Source organism: Erwinia psidii, from assembly GCF_003846135.1.
GTDB lineage: Bacteria > Pseudomonadota > Gammaproteobacteria > Enterobacterales > Enterobacteriaceae > Erwinia > Erwinia psidii.
On the sequence record NZ_RHHM01000002.1, the window covers coordinates 227321 to 243224 of the forward strand.

Genomic DNA, 15904 nt, shown 5'->3' on the forward strand with positions numbered 1-15904 from the left:
TTCACTGTCAGCGCCTGCTATCACTCAGGCCACGTTGCGTCCGATCATCTGGGTAATAAAATCACGAACTTCGGTGGCCTGCCCGATAAATCCGCTGACCACATGGCTGAATGTTGCCTCATCAAGCTGCGTCAGCGAGTGCTGAAAGCATAAACGGACTTTATACATTTCATCCAACGCCAGCCAGCAGCCACGCATCGCGGCCATTTCAAAGTTCAGTTGTAGCAACAGCGGATAAAGCGTCAGCGAGGCCTGTGGATCCGTCTCTGTAATCTGGCAATGCAGCAACAGGCTGTCACTCTGATCCGGCACTTCCAGTATCGCAGCCTCCTGGCCCTGATCGTTATACAGGGCACATACGCCATCCTTCAGGTGCAGTGGCGTTTTGCAACCGGCGGAAAAGTGCTGCAATAACTTTTCAACCTGGCGCTGTGATGGGGTCATCCTCTCTCTCCTTAATGCAGTGATTAGGCAGGTCTGGCTGAAGGCGATGAAATTTATCAGCTCTTCATTTCAAACCCTTCTTTTTTCAGTTCAGACAGGGCTGATGCCACCTGAGGGTTGGCTTTGGCAATTTCTCCCTCCAGCGTGAAACGCCGGGGGATATCCTGATCCTGGCCATATTTAAAGTTGATAGTACCGATGTTGCGCCCCATGCTGACGCCAGCACTGTTGCTGGCACCCAGTATCAGAGTGGGCGTGTTGAACCCCTCATTCTTGCTGACGAACTGGCTGACACTGACCGATCTGATGCGCAGGTTGTTACGATCCTGAAACAGAACGCCCAACTCATCCCGGCCCACTTTGCCGTCGAGAATGGCTTTTTCGGTCTGATCGCGAAGATCATCTTTCAGTTCCATTGTCACGCTGGCGCTACTGTACGGGGTTTTCTGTAACGCTTTGATCAACCCCTTCAGCACCGGGTCGCTATCCATCATCGCGCTGAGACGAGTCGCACTGCTGGCAGGTAACGCCGCGTTAAAATGGTGTTGCAGAATGCTAAAAATACCGTTTTTATCCAGCCGGGACAGATTGCCGTAGGAGGTGGAATGGCGGGCAGAGGCTAACTCCATGGTGTTGCTGTCAACGGCCTGCTGGCGCAGAGCCAGCTTTTGCAGGGTACGTACCGCCTCATAGCGATCGTCACCCACCACGGAACTGGTGTTGAAGTGACGATGCAGCGCGTCCAGCTGCTTCACCGGGTCCGGGTTCTCCTCCTTTTTAAGGTCGGCCAGTAGTTTCACACTGTCGCTGTCCTTAAAATGTTTGCCAAGCGTCGACGTCAGCTCGGTGATATCGTTGTTGGTGACCGGATCGGCCTGCTTCAGCTCCACGCTGATATTCTGCGTGGTGCGGTTATCCATCGCCAGCGCTACAGAGACGTTGGTCGAGGTAAAAGCAGGAAAGATGCCCACCGCTTTACCGTCGTGCGTAGAACTGTGAGCCACGCCCATAACGGCGGTCAGGTTGGCACCCACGCTGGCGGAGTTAAAAAAGGTGGGGCGGTTGTCACTGGCTGATATGGTGCTGCCAAACTCGCCTGCTTTGGTACTGCGATCTCTTCTGCCTGCCACCAGATTGAGCGACCCACTGACCCCGGTAGACACACGCGCCGTCACGGTATTAGGCTTTACGCCTTCATCAGTAATATTAATGCCCGCACGCAGATCAAATGCCGCAGAGGTATCTACACTGAATACCAGCTTGCTGCCCTGCTTCATCTGATGCTCAATTCCCTTTTGCATTAGCTCTGTTGGGGTCAGCGTGCCGTGAGTCAGCCCGTGGATAAAACCTGGCAGTTCATCTTCGGTCAGCTTGAAGTTAAGGCTGTTTTGCAGCGTACCCTGTAAACGGCCACTGAGGCCGCCACCGATACGAAAATCCGGGCTGATTTGGTGTTTCAGGTGCAGCCAGTCAGTGGCATTCTCGGCGGTGGTTTTCTTACCGGTCATGTAGGGCATTAAGTCATAGCCAGTATAAACCGATACGTTGCCAGCAACGCCGCCGTCACGGCCAAAGTTGACGCTTAACCCACCGGAAGTGCGGCTAAAGCTCAGTTCATAAGAACGATCCAGCGTGACACCTGCAGCGGGGACCACCGGCACCGGCATATTTTTCAGCGTCGGTACAAACACCGTATTCAGGCCACCGCTGTAAGAGCGACTGAAACTCATACTTTCGCCACTGTCCAGTGACAATAGCGTGTCTTTTAATTTCTGCGCCATCTCGGCGTTGCCACTGGTTTCAAGCACGGTGCGCGCGGTCAGATTAACCCCGTGGTGCTCTTTTTTAAACGCGTTGATAAAGGCTTTTACCGCATCATAGTCCGCTTCCAGCGCCCCGGTATGCGTAAAGCCCATATCGGTGTACTGCTTAACCGGATTGCCACCATACTGTTTTTCCCGCAGGGTATCGAACTGCTGACGCAATTGTTTAATTTGATCGGGAGCGGGCTGATGCCCTGATATCAGTGAAGCCTTATCGGCCAGCTGGTGCAGATCGCCAAGCGTAACCGTGTCCAGAATCAGTCGTGATTTGGTCAGCGCCGTCTGATCATTGGGGTCACGCTGTCGGCCCATCGGCACATCACCTTTCTGGTGACTCATGTTCACCCCGGCGCTGACAAAATGGCTGAGCAGGGTCTGTAATTTACTCTGCGGCGAGGGAGCAGCCAGACTGACCGCTTTCTCTAACGCTTTGCTAAGATCACGGCCCGATCGGTTAACGTTGAAGCTCTGTACCACGGCTTTGCCGGGCGACGGCGAAAATTCGCTGTTAATTTCACCGTTGCTTTTTAACACCCCCTGGTGTTGTCCCAGAAGGGTTGCCGAACGGGTGGCACTTTGCTCAAGCTCATCGCGAAAACGTTTCAAATCATCAAGCAGTCCTGCACCATGCTCCCCCAAATCCAGCGATTCCAGTTTGCTTTGCAAATCAGGCTGCGCGTTGCTGTTACGCACATTATGGGATTCCAGTTGCTTAATCAGCGCTCCCTGCATTTCGTACAGCGGTTTCAGGCCCTGTCGACCCTGCCAGCTGTGCTGTATGTTGTAGGCGGCATTCTTAATTGGGCGTGGTGTGGTCATGGTCGGGTTGAAAATATAGGCCCGCACCCTGTCAGCAAATTTACTGCTAATCCGGCGATTCTCCCTTCCGGTCTGACCGGCAACCTGCGCCGACGTCTCAACCGTTACGCCGGTACCGGGAATAATGCGACCCCGTAACCCCTGGGTTAATCTGCCGAACACCTGTTCTGAATCGCGTATTCCCACTTCCAGCGGAGCTGGTTCCGGCGCGGTGTGGGCATGCCATTCTCCCCCTCTCAACTGATGCTGGCTGCCATCTTCCAGGGTCGCCACCGGCTGGTGTTCATGATCCATCTCAAGGCGTTGCAGTTTGCCTTCGCCTTTCGGCATAGCCAACTTTTGCCAGCCGCTGCCTTCCTCACCGCTTTGCCACTCTTCACGCGACTGATGGAAAATCTCACCGTCATGGTTCAGGGCGTAGAGATTCTGTTGATGATCAACGTGAATATCTTTCAGGACCCCGGTAATGCCTTCAGCGCTGAGCGTTTGTGGTGGCCGTTCCAGCTGCTGCGTCCCCGGCTTAATCTGGAACGAGCGGATGTCGCCTTTTTCGGACAACGCCAGATATTTATTCACCCCAATTACCGCCATCGCCTGAGCCTTATCCGTTTTGCTCAGTCCCTGAAGCGCACTGCCTGGATCCGGTTTATTGCGCACATGTGGCAGGGCAAAGAAATTATCTTTCCCCTGGCTGATAGAAGAGGTGCTGTTATTGATATCCAGCCGTTTTACTTCACCGTCTTTAAGGATATAAGCCGCGCCATCCAGTCCTTTTTTCAGCTGTTTACAGTCAGATTCTGCGGCGGTCCAGCCCTTGGTCAGCTGGTCAAAATAGTGAACTTTACCTTCCTGCAGGGTGAGACTGCCCTCACGCCCCATATTCAGGACCTGATGCGGTTCAGGATTGACATGATCCAGCCCAAGATGGTTGTTGATGACCAGCGCATCCGTCAGGTTCCAGCCGGGGTGAAACTGATGGTCTTCACCCAACGGGCAGGCGTGCTCTTGCCTGAAGTTATCTTTCACTAACGCATTCAGCTGCCCGTGGTCATCGTTGAAGAAGCCGGCAATGCGGTGGTCGCTACCAAAATGTTGATTCAACCCCCTCTGGGAGAGGGCTTTCATCGGCAGTTCACCATCTTTAACCCGCGACAAGGCTCCGCTGTAGAGTTTTCCTTCGCTGTCCGCGGCGTAAAGTCGTCCCTTACTCATCCCGATGGACTGTGTTTCCAGATGGGGCTGTCCGCGATGCAGCTGTTCCATGGTGTCGGCAAGGTGCAGACTGAACTGGACACGGTTTTCCGGTGACGTATCCAGCGACGGCATCACACAGATATGGTGCGGGCTGTCGGTATCAGTGAGAATGGCCACCTGTCCTTGCTCACTGACGGCGTACGATTTGATTTTATCAACAAATTTTTCCGAGGCCTGATTCCCCGACAGATTGCACAGCGTCCTGCTGTCTTTCAGGGCATAAAGTTGACCATCGGCCTGGCGGGAAAGCTGGCTGTGTGCCTCCTTGCCTGCGGTCTGCCATACCCCCAGCTCAGGATTCAGCACATGGATCTTGTCATCATGCAGGCAAATCGACTGCCCCTCCGGGCGTACCCCGCCCGCAGGATGCTGCCAGACGCCACTGAGTAGTGAGCGGTGCATTTCTCCGGCCGGGCTGAGGGGCAGCTTATTCTGGCCGTCAGTGCCGATGCTAAGTTGCACCTTACCATTATTGCTCTCCAGAACGATCGGCGCTTTACCCGCCTGAGCCAGTTTTGTCTTAATTTCCGCTGACTGACTGTTATGCAGGACGCTGTAGCCACTGTCGCTACTTTTGATATCAAACAGTCGGCCCTGATGGTCCAGCAGCAGATGCTGCCTGTTGTCACTGCTGGCAGAGTGCGCCAGGTAATGCTGATCATCTTTTCCCAGCGTTTGTGCCAGCAATGTGTTGATCGCTTTTGGATTGGCCTTGTCCAGCTGTAACTTACCATTCTCAAGCGTGATCCCCAGCGGCGCCGTACCCAACCCCATCCCGCCTTTGAGCGTGGACTGAGTTTGAAGCGCTGACAGCTTCATGCTTGTCCCCTCCAGAGCACTTTCCGCGATGGTGTCCAGTCTCGGCTTGAATTTTACGGAGGGTGGTGTGGCAACGCCGAGTCTTGGTGGCTTGATGGGGTTTTCCCGTTCACGGGCCAGGCGCTGTTGGTGCAGTTGCTCAAACTCGTGGTCGCCATCTTCCTCAGTAATCTCCGAGGTACCCGAATGAGTCGCTGTTGTGCCAACTGGAGAGAGCGGCGCTTCTTCAATTTCATGGTGACTGGCAGGGAGGGAAGCCGCAGGCCGGTTGGTGCCAGAAGAGGAAGTCTGGCCCATGCGGTTCAACATGTTCTGGCGCATCTGGCTGAAATTGTGCAATTGCTGCTTTTGCTGCACCGGTGTCGACTCACCATTCACCCCCGGACGCCCATTCAGTCCTGCCAGGTTTTCATGTCTGCCACCGCCGGAGCGGGTCAAACGAGGTTCCTGTCCGCTGGCAGGAGGTTCAGCGCCTCCCTGATGCCCATTCAGTCCTGCCAGGTTTTCATGTCTGCCACCGCCGGAGCGGGTCAAACGCGGTTCCTGTCCGCTGGCAGGAGGTTCAGCGCCTCCCTGATGCCCATTCAATCCTGCCAGGTTTTCATGTCTGCCACCGCCGGAGCGGGTTAAACGTGGTCCCTGTCCGCTGGCAGGAGGTTCAGCGCCTCCCTGATGACCATCCGCTCCTGCCAGGTTTTGATGTCTGCCACCGCCGGAGCGGGTTAAACGTGGTCCTCCTTCCGTGACAGACGCTTCAGTTTCACCTCCCGGCCTGGCCAGCAAATCACCCAGGGTGGAGCCTCTTCGCGGCGCGCTTTCTGCCAGTCCATGCTGCGGCGGTTGCTGGCCATCACGGCTCTCTTTCACCTGTGTCCGGCCGGCCGTATCTTCCAGGCTCTGACGTCTTACCCCCCCGGAGCTGGTTAAACTGGCCCCCTGTGGTGGCGCAGCGCTTTCCTGTTCCTGGGCCGTTTCCTGCGCCATTAAGTCACGCAGGCTGTTGCCCCTGGCGCGGGATGTCTCTGCCGCTGGCGGCGTTGCAGTTTGTGCGGTGGAGGAGGAAGATTTTTTACCGCCGAAGAGGCTTTTCAGACTGAATGATTTTTTTTGCTGGCGGGCAGGGTTACTGCCATCCGGTGCCGAAGACTGCTGATGGACATCTGGCTGTTTTCCCCGGTTTTTGCCATCGGTTACCAACGAACCGGCAGCGACTTGCGGCGCGCTGCTGCTGCTGCCCTGCTGCAACCTTGCACCGGCCCCAGTCGTTTTATGCTCGGTTTTCTGCACTGTGGCTTTCTGTTCGGTTCCATGCAATCTTAACTTCATGACCTGCCCCCGTCCTACATCCCACATAACTCGTTTGTTAAAGTTATGTGACAAGCTAAAACCAAAGGTTCCCATCAGTCTCAAAAAAATCGTCGGGACAGCGCCGGGCGAGGAACCAAAGAGACTCCAGTCCCACTAAATCCTCGCAGCCGTCGCTGCACTTTCTCGGGTAGTTAACTTTAAACAAGGGGAAAATCCATGTCAGCTCTGACACTTAATACCACTATCCCGACCTCTTCGGGGCGTATGCAGCCCGGAGACAACAACGTACTTTCTACCGGCAACAGCAGCAACGCCACGCAGGGACAGCAGTCTCTCGATCCACAAAGCATTGAGCAACTGGTTCAGATGTTGGCAGAGCTATTAAAACCTCTGCTCTCATCTCAAACGGGTGATTCCTCCACCAATGCCAATGGAACCAGCCCACTGTCAGGGTTGGGTGGACAAAATAGCGCTTCAGGCGCGGCGGGCAGTGGTAACAGCCCGTTTGCAGGGCTGGGTAATACAGGCGGTGTGACGGGACAAAATGGTGCGGTAAGCAGTTCACCACAGGATGCCAGCCAGTCAACACTGAATGACATGAGCAGCAACGGCCTGGATCAAAGCATCAGTTCTGATGGCCAGGGTGGGGGAACCATCAGTGATAATCCCATAATGAAAGCGCTGCTGAAACTTATCGCACAGATGATGGATGCGCAAAACAATCAGTTTGGCCAGCCGGACAGCGGCGATGACAGCGCTTCAGGTGGCGGCACCACTGCCGCAGGCACCTCCACCGGCAGTGGAAATGCAGCCGGAGGATCGTCAAAGGGTGGCACATCTCTCGCTGACAGTTCTGCGAGCGGAGGCACCTCTGACAGCGGAATATCACAAGGCACGGCTAACACCGCCCCCATTTCCACAGCGCAGGGCGACAGTAATGCTTACGCCAACACGGTACAAGGTGCTGGCAGCCGTACCCCGGTCAGTGACCAGTCCGATCCGACAGGGAGCGCTGGCACAGGCGCGGCACAGGATGTGACCTTCCCAACCGCCAGCGCCAATCCCAACGTGGTTCATGACACCATCGTGGTTAAGGCTGGTGAGGTATTTGATGGTAAAGGACAGACCTTTACCGCCGGATCGGAACTGGGTGATGGTAGCCAGTCAGAAAGCCAGAAACCGCTGTTTAAGCTGGAAGATGGTGCCAGCCTGAAAAATGTGGTGATTGGTAACAACGGGGCGGATGGTATCCATCTTTACGGTGATGCCAAAATTGATAATCTGCATGTAACCAATGTTGGAGAAGACGCCATTACCGTTAAGGCGAATAAAGAGGGTAAAAAATCCAACGTTGAAATCAGCAACAGCACGTTCCAGAATGCTTCAGACAAAATAATCCAGCTCAACGCCGATACCAATCTGTCAGTGAACAATGTCAAAGCCAAAGATTTCGGCACCTTTGTGCGCACCAACGGCGGTCAGCAAGGTAACTGGGATCTCAACCTGAGCCATATCAGCGCTGAGAACGGTAAGTTTTCATTTGTAAAAAGTGACAGTGAAGGGCTGGATGTCAATACCAGCGATGTCTCACTGGATAACGTTGCCAACCACTACAAAGTACCCGCCTCCGCTAACCTCACTGCGGTGGCATCATGAACCATTCACCACTGGCACGTCCGGTAACACGCTGGGTTGATGTGGTTGAGCATCAGCAGCACCTTTCACCGTCGCAATACCAGGCTTTTCAGCGGGCAATTGCCCAGGTTAAGGAAAGGCTGCATCTGGTGCTGGCTCGCCCGACAGCGCAACGTCAGGGGCAGTTTCAGCTGGATGAGTATGTTGACAGCCTGCATAGCGATTTTATCAACAGCGACAAAGACGGGGTAAACCATGACGTGGGCCATACCGCCTGGTGGGTAACGCGTTATCTGGCTGATCGGCTGCTGGAGTTGCAGCAGTCAGAACAACGTCGTGGCTGAAGGCGCTTCTGCCAGCATGTCTTTAAAATGGCGATGAAAAAAGAGAATAAACAAAAAAGCACCGCCTGTTTCGCGGTGCTTTTTTATTGTCATCCCTAAACCACATGCTGGCGAGGTAGTAAATCGTTTTCCACAACGTTATGGGCAACCACGTTTGGTCACGTGGCTGATTTGCAGATACTGTCGGGGTGAACGAGGACATTATCAGACGGTATGTGAGGCATCAGGAGAAAACGGAACAAACAGATGAGCAGCAGATGGAATGGTCAGCGTGGTAATCGAAATTTGACAATAATCCCCCTTTCAGAGGGCATTCTCAAAAGCCACCTTCCAGGAAGGTGGTCCTTTATTGCTCACGTAAAACCACATTCTGTGAGCAGAGCCATCAACGATTTTTGGCGCTGCCTTATTGTGCTGGGTTTGAATCTTACCGCACGGGCAAAGACGTCTTTTAAAGGTGGTGTATGCCCTGTGGAGGGAAATAAAAGCCGCCTTTTGTAACGGCGGCTTTTTACCGTTGGCAGGCTATTTTAGGCCCCGTTGCGCGGCGAGATAGTCACCGGCACGCTGGATCTCCTGAAAACGAAAGCCTTCTATCGAGGTGCTGTAAGCTTTCTCAAAACGCTGTGTACGATACGCCAGATTGCGGTGCATCAGGGTTTCGGCGTGTAATCCACCTTTGTCTTTGGAAACAATGTCGTTCTTATTAGGGCTTTCCCGAATGTGAGATCTCGATTGCGCATGTTTGAGAAACTCTGCCGGCAGGCTGACGTCAGTTTCTCCGCCGTGCACACGGGCGGTGTATTCATCGTGGTGCTTGAATAATTTCAGGGCATTGTTTAGCGCATACATGGCACAATCCCACTGCGAGGCCTGAATCGTGTTACCCACCATTTTCACTTTCGCGCCCTTCAGCCCATGTTCAATCCCCATCTGTATAGTATCCATCATATGGCCCAATGCTGACTCCATACACATGACGGAAGGACGATGGCCGGGACGGAACTGAACATCCAGCGCAACATGGTGATCTGGCATCCCTTTGATGGGCGAGTAGAGCACCCGCATATTCATGGGTTGCTTACTGCTCCAGACCTGTTTGTTCTGCATTTTGATCGCTTTGTAGCACTCATCCGCATTTTTAAAAACATGCAGATTCAGTCCGGGGTGGCGCGCATTTTCCGCCTCTGCGATCAGCGGCAGCATCTTTTTATCCATCCGCATCAGAACCGCATTGGAACCGTTATTTTCATTCACCAGCTCTGTCGCCATAGGGGCATAGTGGTAAAGATCTTTATCCAGACTTTTCAGCTTCGGCAGGTCGATGGCATCCATTTTTTGCTGCAAACGCTTTGGCGTCTCTGGCGGCGTCTCCGGTATTGGATCGTTGCGCGACATTTTCGGTGAAGCCCGCATTGTGTCGTGGAACTGGGCCAGTTGTGCATTCTCACGCCGTCCCGCCTGTCGGGTTAAGCCTCTTGATGGACTGGCCGCCCCGGAGGAGCATGCCGGAGAACTGCTCCCAGCGCCACCGTGCATAGAGCTTGCGCGCGCCCGATCGGGCGTACTGGGGGTGGAACGTGCGTTGTAACGAATAGTGGGTGAGAGCGCGTTCTGACGCTGTAATCGTCCGGCTCTGCCCGCCGGAAGTGGTGAAGCCTGTGGTGAGGGTGAAGGGGTGCGTTCAGTCTGCTGCGAGGGATTTCTGTGGCCTATTTTGATACCAAATACATTCATCGAATTTTCCCCGCCATATTCAGAGTTAATCCCTGTTGCGTCGGCATTCGTGAAGCCACTGATGAGCCAGCCGGACCGTGCAGTAACTTGCTCTGCCAGATTTTTGCCACTTCGATCATTTGTACACAGGCGCTGACAAAACTGGCTTCATCTACCGCAGGCAGTTGAAAGCGCTGAAACAGCAATAATTCGCCTTTCTCCTGATCCAGACCAAATGCTGCACCATCGCTGGTGCCGTAATGAAAAAGATTGGCGGCAAGAATATCTGTTAACAAAACGTTGCCGTGTGCGGCTGAGAGTGCGCCTATGTTGAGATAAACAAACAGCCAGTTTTGCTGTTCCATATACTCAAGCGTCATCTCAAGCGTGTTTACTTTCAGGCAGCAGAGCTGATTGCTATCCAGTGACAGTGTTCCCATCTCCAGTCGCCTTGCCAGTGCTGCCAGTAAATCTTGCATTATCATGACAATTCTCCACGGGTACCCTGATATTGCCCGGAAGCGGATGGCGCTTTACAGGCGTAACCCTGTAAAGAACAGCGGGCAGGGGTTGCCTGCCCGCCAACTGGTCGCTTACGCCGCGCTCAGTTTGCCCAGTGCCATATTGTTAATGGTGTCACCCGTCAGTACCGCATCGAAACCCAGCGAAGATCCGCCAGCACCACGTGCTTGCAGGTTGCTGTTGCCGGTATCACCCTCCATCGCACTTTTGATAATGCCTTTGGCTTTGTTGAACTGATCCATACTGCCCGGGGTCATGCCGTCGTCGTCCGGTTTGCTCAGTGCCTCCGCCCAGGATTTGGTATCGGTCTTCGCCGCTGAACCTTCATTTTTCTGGTACTGTGGTTTGCCAAAGGTTTCAGGGTACTGGTCCATAAACTTACCCACTTCCTTCGCCATCGCACGATCGTCCTTATTGATAAAAGAACGGGTGCTGCTGTCACTGTGCGTACCGATATTATTCAGCGCCTGAACACCTGCTTTCATACCCACACCAGTACCCACGGCGTTGCCTAACTGCTCGAAGTCAGCGGCACCGCTCAGACTTTGCAGGCTTTTACCACCCAGTCCGTTGCCGGCACCCAGGCTGCTGCTGCCCAGACCCGTACCGCCACCCAGACCTGTACCGCCGCCCAGACCAGAACCTGTACCGCCGCCCAGGCCAGAACCTGTACCGCCACCCTGGCCAGAGCCTGTGCCGCCGCCCAGCGCACTGGTGCCCATGCTCTGGCTTAGTCCGCCACCCATTAACGCGGTCAGTGCATCAGTAACGCCTTTGTTGTAGGCATTCTGTTCGTCCTGCGTCGGCTGACTACCCGTTGAACTACCCTGAGAGCCGTCCTGGTCGCCAAACATGCTCTGCATGATTTCAGCAAACATTTTCATCAGCTGTTCAATCGGGCTGCTGCCTGAAGTGGAATCAGAACCGGATGTTAAACTGGAGCCATTACCGTATGATGAGCCGGTTGAGGTAGTTGGGCTCAGGCCAAGCGCCTTATCCAGAGAGCTTAAGCCGGATCCCAGACCTGAACCCACCGCAGAGCCGGTGCTGCCACCCAGCGTAGATCCCAGAGAACCACCAACGGTCGCACCCAGAGGACCGCCTACCGCACCACCTGCAACGGTACCCAGCCCGCCGCCCACGGCACTACCCAGACCGCCGCCTACACCACCCAGGCTGCTGCCCAGGCCGCTACCACCAAAGCTATTGCCCAGACCGGATCCTAATCCGTTTCCTGAGCTGCCGCCCAGCAGGCCGCTCAGACCGTTACCGCCCATCATGCTCATCATCATCATCATACCGGTGAGCATACCGGCCAGTTGGTTTATCGTGTCGTTCTGGCTGCTGCCTGAACCATACAAAGAACCGGAACTTAATCCTGCATTCTGTAAACTTGTACCCAGCAACCCGTTACTACTACCTGCACTGCTAATGTGATGTTGCAGCGTGGTCGCTCCCAGCGGACTTGTATTCAGACTCATACCATCTTCCTCTGTGAATTAATGAAATTTACCCTGCGGACGAGGCACGCGATCGGTGCCATACCAAAGCCTCTATTGAGTGCTGCTATTACGGTGCCGGTTCCTGAAGATTGCGAAAAAATAACCTGAAGTCACAGAAAAGAGGCAAGGAGGGGCATGACAGAGAAAAAATCACCGGCACGGCGCTCAGGCTTTACTGAGCCGGCTGGCTTTGAGGTGAACGATGAATAGCATCACGCAAAAGCCATCCGTCAGGACAGCTCAGAGTGATGCTGAAAGGGTGTGCATCACAAAGGTTGTTACGCTATCCCGCCAGTGCAATGCCTGACAGGCTAAACAACTTTTCTATCGACGCTTGATCACTTGCAGTATCGTCGCTGAGTTGGCACCAGCAGGAGAGGATCCGCTCCCGGTTCAGACAGAGATAACAGCCATCATAACGTTCCGGCAGTTGCGCGCGGCGCCGTAGCAGCTGTTGATAAATGCCCGGAGGCTGGAAGCCATGTTGCATATTAAGCATCACTTCCCGCCCGCGCTCGCTGCACAGCGCCTGTAGTTCGACACCCTGTTGCAACGACCAGCGACAATTCTGGCGCAGTTGCAACAGGCTGAGAAACGCAGGCAGTGAAGTCACCTGCGGACAGGAATTACTCATTCACCGAGACCTGAGTAAAATCTGCCACGCCATTGCGTAAATCAGGCTGCCACCAGATCACCAACTGATGAGAGCCGGACTGGGGGCGGCAATCCACGGAGGTACACGATAATCCGTTATCCTGACGTTTGGCACAGCCGGTCAACAACAGCGCAATCCCCAACAGTAAAAACGAGGCTTTTTTCATTGGTTACTGCTCCTCAGTGAGTAATTAAGGATTCGCGTGATGCGGCCAGAACGCGGTGCGGATCGAGCGCCATATACACCTCTGCCGATTCACCCGGTGCCAGTGAGCTGTGTGGCCATACCGCCACCGCCATGGTACGTTTGCTGGCACAATTTGCCTCATCAAAACGCAGCGGTTTATTGGTGATATTACGCACCACACCGACGCTTAACTGAATGCTGCCGTTGCTGCCGCTGTACCACTGAGCGCGCGAACCATCAAACAGCAGTCCCGGCACTTTGCGGCAAATGTCACTCAGACGCGTACCTGACATTTGCGACTGGAACCCGGCGGGCATCTGCCGTTCGGCCAGGTCGCGCATGGCGTTTTCAATCACATCATGCAGGTTCACATTGCTGTGACGACGTTCAACACGTTGCATCGCATCGCTTAATTGCTGGCGGTTATCCGCCGTGACATACCGTGTCGGATCGGTCTGATCGCCAATCAGGCGTGGCGTCAGAATAAACAGACGCTGACGTTGAGAAATCTCATGCCGGGTAGAAGTGAACAACTTACCGATCCACGGAATATCCCCCAACAGCGGAATACGCCGGGCACGGTCGCCACTCTCTTCGACATGGAATCCGCCCAGCACCAGCGCCCGGTTTTCGCTGATCAGCGCCTGAGTGCTGACCGTACCGCGTTTCATGCCGGTTGCCTGCCCGTCACTGTTGGTTTCCAGCTGACCATCTTCAATATCGATCATCAACTGAATGCTGGAGTGACCCTCATACCCCACCGCGCGAGGCGTTACCTGAAGGCTGGTGCCTGCGGTAACCGGCTGGATGTCTGCCACGCGTTCACCGGTGGCGGTGATGTACGCGGTCTGGCTGAAGTCAATGACCGCCGGTTGGTTTTCCAGGGTCAGTACCGAAGGATTGGCAACAATAGAGGCTGTGCCCTCTCCTTCCAGCGCCTGAATATCCGCGAAGAAGCGTTTAAAGTCGCTGACAAAAAGGGTTCCGCTGCCGGACATCAGTGAAGTCCCGCCGGTCACGCCACCCAGCGTTGCCTGCCAGTTAGCCTCCAGCCGGTTCAGCGCGGTGCGATCGATATCCAGGATCACCGCGTCGATCTCCACCAGATTCTGTGGCACATCAATTTTAGCGATGAGCTGACTGTATTCATCACGGCGTTTGTCATCATCACGGATCAACAGCGCATTGTTACGCACATCCGCGGAGATACGACCACTGAGATCGTCAATGTCGTTGTCTTTTTCTCCCGAACGATTACCGGACGCGTTGTTATGGCTGGAAAGCCGTGCCAGCAATGACTGCGTATTCTGCATCATGGCATTGTTGTCCTGCACGCCCATCGTCGCCTCACTGCCGTTGGCACTGGTTGGAGCAGCACGTTTGCCGTTCATCAACTCATTAAGCATGGTGGCAACGCCTGGGATCACCAGCGTCTGATCACGGTAGTGGATGGTCCTGTCCGCCACCGAGGCATATTTCAGCGGGAAGGTCATCACCTTGCGCCGGTCCTCTTTCTTTTCACGCTGTTCACTGAAGCGTTTGACCAGATCGAGGTATTGTGGCGGTCCGGTAACCAGTACCACGCCATCGTCTGGCAGCTCACCCCAGCCAAAACGGGGGTCAAGCAGGCCAATACCGGTCAGCGCCTGTTTGATATCCGGCGCGGCATCAGGAGAAATCTCCAGTCGTTCCGAACTTTGTTCATCCAGCGGACTGACGTACAGCGTGTTGTTGTAAACAAACCACTGGAAACGGTGCTCCAGCGCCAGACGGTCAAGAAACGCGCTGGCGTTGTCGGCACGAATTTTGGCGGTAATTTCGGTGTCATCCACATTTCCCAGCTGCAAATCAACACCATGCCCGCTGGCAAAGTCTTGCAGCACTGTGGATAACGGCGTGTGATCGGCAGAATAAGCGTAGGATTGTTCTTTCCAGTCGGCTGGAGTCTGGGCCCCGGCCTGATATGTCGCGCACAGCATCAAAAACGCGCCCAGCAAGCGGTAGCGTGATTTACTTTTTTTAACCATGGTTTCCCCTTGGTAATAGTGCCAGGCTGTGCAAGGGCACTGCGCCATGGGTTGCTACTTTTCTTCGCTGCTGTTGCAGCATGGTTTGCCAGACGTCACGCTGATTAAGCAATGATTCCAGCTGCTCACATACCGCATCAATATGATGTTCACGGAGGCGTAACACTAATATCAGGCTATGGCCCTGAAAAGCAAGCGCTGCAGCATCAGAACCAAAATGACGTAACGCCGGCGCGGAAAGCTGCAACGCACGTCCCAGCATTTCCTCATCCGGCGGTGAGTTGACGATCAGTTCGGCCAGGGCAAACAGCTGCCCTGACCGCTGTTGCAACCAGATCTTTCCCTCATCCACCACTAACTGCTGGTCTTCGCCGGGATTGTCCAGCCAGCGTTGCACCCATTCCTGCAACTCAGTTGATCTCATTAATGATGGCTTTAGCCAGGCCGTGCTTAACGGTCAATTCCTGACTGGCTGCCCAGCTGGCGTTGGATAAGCCCATGCTTGCCTCAAAAAAAGCGAAACTGTCTTCCTGACTGTAACCTTCACTTGAATTCATGGTTGCATCGTCGAGTTGGTTTTGCGCCCGGTCAAACTGCGTGTCCAGACGGCGTTGAAGCGCACTAAGTGATGACATAGTAAACTCTCTTTGTGAGTGATCCTGTCATTAAGTGGCCTGGAGAATAGCGTGGTTCCGTGAGGTAATGAAGTTTTTTGAGTGTTCAGGTGTTCAGGTGTTCAGGTGTTCAGGTGTTCAGGTGTTCAGGTGTTCAGGTGTTCAGGTGTTCAGGTGTTCAGGTGTTCAGGTGTTCAGGTGTTCAGGTGTTCAGGTGTTCAGGTGTTCAGGTGTTG

General features: G+C 54.3%; 12 protein-coding genes and 1 pseudogene. 3 read left to right on the forward strand and 10 right to left on the reverse strand.

Going from position 1 to position 15904, the window contains the following annotated elements; translation table 11 throughout:
- Positions 1–24: 24 nt before the first annotated feature.
- Both EB241_RS03705 and EB241_RS03710 read right to left on the reverse strand, forming a co-directional pair.
- A complete protein-coding gene (locus tag EB241_RS03705; RefSeq protein WP_124231863.1) occupies positions 25–444 on the reverse strand; it encodes a type III secretion system chaperone in 420 nt (139 codons plus the stop codon).
- 56 nt (positions 445–500) lie between these two features.
- Positions 501–6485 carry an AvrE-family type 3 secretion system effector gene (locus EB241_RS03710; protein WP_233592530.1) on the reverse strand — a complete coding sequence of 1995 codons (5985 nt, stop codon included), beginning with the start codon at positions 6483–6485 and terminating at the stop codon, positions 501–503.
- Positions 6486–6683: 198 nt separating this feature from the next.
- On the opposite strand from EB241_RS03710, the gene EB241_RS03715 reads away from it, so the two are divergent.
- The 3 genes and pseudogenes from EB241_RS03715 to EB241_RS21290 form a co-directional block, all read left to right on the forward strand.
- Positions 6684–8123 (forward strand): pectate lyase, encoded by a 1440-nt coding sequence (locus tag EB241_RS03715; RefSeq protein ID WP_124231864.1) that lies wholly within the window; start codon positions 6684–6686, stop codon positions 8121–8123.
- Positions 8120–8446 (forward strand): DNA-binding protein, encoded by a 327-nt coding sequence (locus tag EB241_RS03720; RefSeq protein WP_124231865.1) that lies wholly within the window; start codon positions 8120–8122, stop codon positions 8444–8446. The genes EB241_RS03715 and EB241_RS03720 overlap by 4 nt, the downstream gene beginning before the upstream one ends.
- A 143-nt stretch (positions 8447–8589) precedes the next feature.
- Positions 8590–8724 (forward strand): annotated as a pseudogene (locus tag EB241_RS21290) (IS200/IS605 family transposase); the annotation flags it as partial.
- A 247-nt stretch (positions 8725–8971) separates the two neighbouring features.
- Here EB241_RS21290 and EB241_RS03730 read toward each other — a convergent pair.
- The 8 genes from EB241_RS03730 to EB241_RS03765 form a co-directional block, all read right to left on the reverse strand.
- Positions 8972–10183: a YopJ family acetyltransferase gene (locus tag EB241_RS03730; RefSeq protein ID WP_124231866.1), complete on the reverse strand. Its 1212-nt coding sequence runs from the start codon at positions 10181–10183 to the stop codon at positions 8972–8974.
- The gene (locus EB241_RS03735; protein ID WP_124231867.1) at positions 10180–10647 is read right to left on the reverse strand and encodes a type III secretion system chaperone; all 468 of its coding nucleotides are present in this window, start codon (positions 10645–10647) and stop codon (positions 10180–10182) included. Before EB241_RS03735 ends, EB241_RS03730 begins: the two co-directional genes overlap by 4 nt.
- Before the next feature lie 108 nt (positions 10648–10755).
- Positions 10756–12165, reverse strand: coding sequence for a harpin HrpZ family protein (locus tag EB241_RS03740; protein ID WP_124231868.1), 1410 nt, complete (start codon positions 12163–12165; stop codon positions 10756–10758).
- Positions 12166–12469: 304 nt separating this feature from the next.
- Entirely contained in the window at positions 12470–12820 is a 351-nt protein-coding gene (gene hrpV / locus EB241_RS03745; protein WP_124231869.1) for an HrpV family type III secretion system protein, read from the reverse strand.
- The gene (hrpT, locus tag EB241_RS03750) at positions 12813–13007 is read right to left on the reverse strand and encodes an HrpT family type III secretion system protein (protein WP_124231870.1); all 195 of its coding nucleotides are present in this window, start codon (positions 13005–13007) and stop codon (positions 12813–12815) included. Before hrpT ends, hrpV begins: the two co-directional genes overlap by 8 nt.
- Positions 13008–13020: 13 nt before the next feature.
- The gene (gene sctC / locus EB241_RS03755) at positions 13021–15054 is read right to left on the reverse strand and encodes a type III secretion system outer membrane ring subunit SctC (RefSeq protein WP_124231871.1); all 2034 of its coding nucleotides are present in this window, start codon (positions 15052–15054) and stop codon (positions 13021–13023) included.
- Positions 15047–15478 carry a type III secretion system chaperone gene (locus EB241_RS03760; protein WP_124231872.1) on the reverse strand — a complete coding sequence of 144 codons (432 nt, stop codon included), beginning with the start codon at positions 15476–15478 and terminating at the stop codon, positions 15047–15049. The genes sctC and EB241_RS03760 overlap by 8 nt, the downstream gene beginning before the upstream one ends.
- The gene (locus EB241_RS03765) at positions 15465–15689 is read right to left on the reverse strand and encodes a serine kinase (RefSeq protein ID WP_124231873.1); all 225 of its coding nucleotides are present in this window, start codon (positions 15687–15689) and stop codon (positions 15465–15467) included. Before EB241_RS03765 ends, EB241_RS03760 begins: the two co-directional genes overlap by 14 nt.
- Positions 15690–15904: the final 215 nt, after the last annotated feature.